This window comes from Wolbachia endosymbiont of Nasonia vitripennis (assembly GCF_048054115.1).
GTDB lineage: Bacteria > Pseudomonadota > Alphaproteobacteria > Rickettsiales > Anaplasmataceae > Wolbachia.
This window is the reverse complement of record NZ_JAFEVF010000065.1, coordinates 1-3,170: the sequence shown is the minus strand read 5'-3', so window position 1 is coordinate 3,170 and position 3,170 is coordinate 1. Positions and strand designations below refer to the sequence as shown.

At 35.0% G+C, this 3,170-nt stretch carries 2 protein-coding genes and 1 pseudogene; all 3 read left to right on the top strand.

Annotated features, from left to right (window positions below):
- Window positions 1-420: pseudogene (locus tag JR053_RS05230) on the top strand (DDE-type integrase/transposase/recombinase); the annotation flags it as partial.
- 183 nt (window positions 421-603) lie between these two features.
- Window positions 604-882 carry a YggT family protein gene (locus JR053_RS05225; protein ID WP_010401649.1) on the top strand — a complete coding sequence of 93 codons (279 nt, stop codon included), beginning with the start codon at window positions 604-606 and terminating at the stop codon, window positions 880-882.
- Window positions 883-2,991, top strand: a complete 2,109-nt coding sequence (locus tag JR053_RS05220; protein WP_010401646.1) for an FtsK/SpoIIIE family DNA translocase — start codon at window positions 883-885, stop codon at window positions 2,989-2,991. It begins immediately after the preceding gene.
- The last annotated feature ends 179 nt before the right edge of the window (window positions 2,992-3,170 follow it).

Here is a 3,170-nt window from a genome sequence, read left to right as displayed (position 1 = left end):
CTTACTTTGTTTGCTTGTCAGATCAAGTCTAAACTATTACAGTTTTATTTATATACTGTAGACTTCCTCTTGTGTGTTAGTAGAGACAAGTCTGCAGCACTTGCATTCTTTCGTAAAGCCTTCAGGAGTAACTATCTTCCTGAGAAAATTGTAATTGATAAAAGCGGCAGTAATACTGCTGCTCTTGATGATTTGAATGCAGAAATTTCTGAAGATTACAGTTCTTCAAATAAAATATCTAAATAATATTGTTGATAGATTTATCAAAAAACTAATAAAGCCAATGCTTGGGTTTAAAAGCTTCCATTCCGCAAAGATTACCATCACAGGCATAGAAAATATTCGTATGATTCAAAAAAGACAAATTATTAAAATAATGTTTCTACTTTTGAGAATTTTGCTATGTTAATGGCTTCATAACTCCTATAATCCCACCTTTAATGATCTTCTTTCCTATGGTTTATAGATGCGACAGAACCGACATATCAGTTGATAAACAGACTAATCAGTTATTGTTTATACCTATTTCAGCATGAAAATTATTGTGAGGCTTGATTTTATATATATCACTACACATAATAGACTTTAGTATAAATTAGTAATATGCATCCAATCATATACTTACTTAACCTGCTACTTGATCTTTACAGCTTCATTCTAATATGCTCAGTTGTTCTCGATTTGTTGATTAAATTGAATGTAGTGAACATGTATAATGAAGTTGTAAGCAACATAATGCAAACTTTAAACCGACTTACCCATCCTCCACTAAAGGTTATCAGAAGGTATATACAACCGTTCAATGGATTAGATTTATCCGTGATGATATTGATAATAGCAATTCACTTTGTAAAATATACAATTACTTATTACTTTAAGTAGATGTTAAAAAAACAGCTAAAATCAGCGATATACCTGTTACTCTTAATGTATATATATATATCGGTTTTTAGCTATAATTATCAAGATCCATCCTTAAATACAGCTACAAATCAGGAAGTAACAAATTTGGGCGGAGTGGTAGGTTCATATTTAGCTGATATATTGGTTCAATTTCTTGGACTCGCTAGTATTACAATAGCTACAACCATAGTTTACTTTTTGATATCAAAAAGGCTGCTGAAAATTCTCTATTTAATATTAATCAATTTAGGAATATGCGCTACATTAGCGCAACTTTCGCTCGGTATCACTGCAAGGTATGTGCATGGCGGAATGATAGGAAATGCACTAATTAGTAACTACCCATTTTACATCTTTGCAGTAGCAGCATCAATAGGTTTTGTAGGGTTAATTGGTTGGAAGAGAACGGTTTATTCTTTACTTTTCCTATGTAAAAAAATATTTTCCCTTTTTACAAAGGTTCTGTTTTTCAGGTTACGTAAAACTACTGATTATTCAATAGCACCGTTAGTAGTAGAAGAAAAATATAGAACCACTAGACAACAACCAAAAGAAAGACAGAAAAAAGCTACCGAAGAGATTTTTAAACCACCTTCTAGCGAGTTTGAGTTTCCAAGCATTCACTTACTTTCTAAAGTAGAAGAATCTGTGCAGAGAAAACAGTTGAATGCATTAGAGAGCAATAAGAATTTATCTCTGCTCGAGCAGGTTCTAAGTGATTTTGGCGTGCAAGGAAAAATTATAAGTGTATGTTATGGACCGGTTGTGACTTTATACAAACTTGAACCACAAGCAGGCACAAAATCTGCAAGAGTGATTGGTCTTGCAGATGATATTGCACGTTCAATGAGTGCACTTTCTGCACGTATTTCAATAATTCGTGGACAAAATGCAATGGGAATAGAATTGCCAAATAAAGAACGAGAAATTGTTATGCTGCGTGATTTACTGGAATCGCCAGAATACCAAAATGCAAACTTAAATCTTCCGATTGCACTAGGCAAGGAAATAAGCGGAAAACCAATTATTGCAGATCTGACTAAAATGCCCCACTTGCTTGTTGCCGGAACTACAGGATCAGGTAAATCAGTTGCGATTAACACGATGATTCTGTCGCTTGTTTATCGATTAAGTCCTGATGAATGCAAGATGATAATGATCGACCCAAAGATGCTTGAGCTTTCAATATATGATGCAATACCGCATCTAATAACGCCAGTGGTAACAGAGCCAAAAAAAGCTGTTATTGCTCTTAAGTGGATCGTGAAAGAGATGGAAAATCGCTATCGTATGATGTCATATTTAAATGTGCGGAATGTAATAAACTATAATCAAAAAATTACAGAAGCGATGAATAGCGGAATAGAATTGGAACGCGTTGTACAGATTGGCTTTAACTCAACAACGGGTAAACCTTTGTTTGAAAAAATACCGATTAAAATGGAGACATTTCCGTATATTGTGGTGATTGTAGATGAAATGGCAGATTTAATGCTTGTTGCTGGCAAAGATATAGAATGCTCTATTCAACGTTTAGCTCAGATGGCTCGTGCTGCAGGAATACACATCATAATGGCAACACAACGCCCATCTGTAGATGTGATAACAGGTGTGATAAAAGCAAACTTTCCAACGAGAATTAGTTTTGCTGTTACTTCTAAGATAGATAGCCGTACAATACTTGGTGAACAAGGGGCTGAACAATTGCTCGGTATGGGTGATATGCTTTATATGGCCTCTGGTGGTAAGATTATTCGAGTTCACGGTCCATTTGTAAGTGATGATGAGGTACAAAATATAGTTGATCATCTGAAAATGCAAGGTGAGCCAAACTACATGGAGGAAATCACTCAAGAAGATGAAAATTCTTTCGCGGAATCAGAAGGTGAAACAGAAGATGAAGAGAACGATCTATACAAGCAAGCAGTGGCCATCATTCAGAGAGATCAAAAGGTTTCAACTAGTTACATTCAAAGGCAACTTAGAATAGGCTATAACAGAGCTGCAAATATTGTTGAAAGAATGGAGAAAGAAGGTATTGTCAGTGCTCCGAGTTACTCAGGAAAGAGAGAGATATTGGTAGAATAATCGCTAACTTAAACCAAGGAAAGTTATTTCTAAGATCAATAGATCTCTTGCATAACTGGAATTCAAAAGTTCCAGCGCATGACGCTGGAATGGCTTTGTTGCATCACTCTTCGGATAATAGGTAACGTGGAATAAATTGTAATAGTTTAGACTTGATCTGACAAGCAAACAAAGTAAGA

Coding starts and splice junctions, on each gene's coding strand:
- JR053_RS05225 (WP_010401649.1), top strand. CDS start 604: ATGCATCCAATCATATACTTACTTAACCTGCTACTTGATCTTTACAGC.
- JR053_RS05220 (WP_010401646.1), top strand. CDS start 883: ATGTTAAAAAAACAGCTAAAATCAGCGATATACCTGTTACTCTTAATG.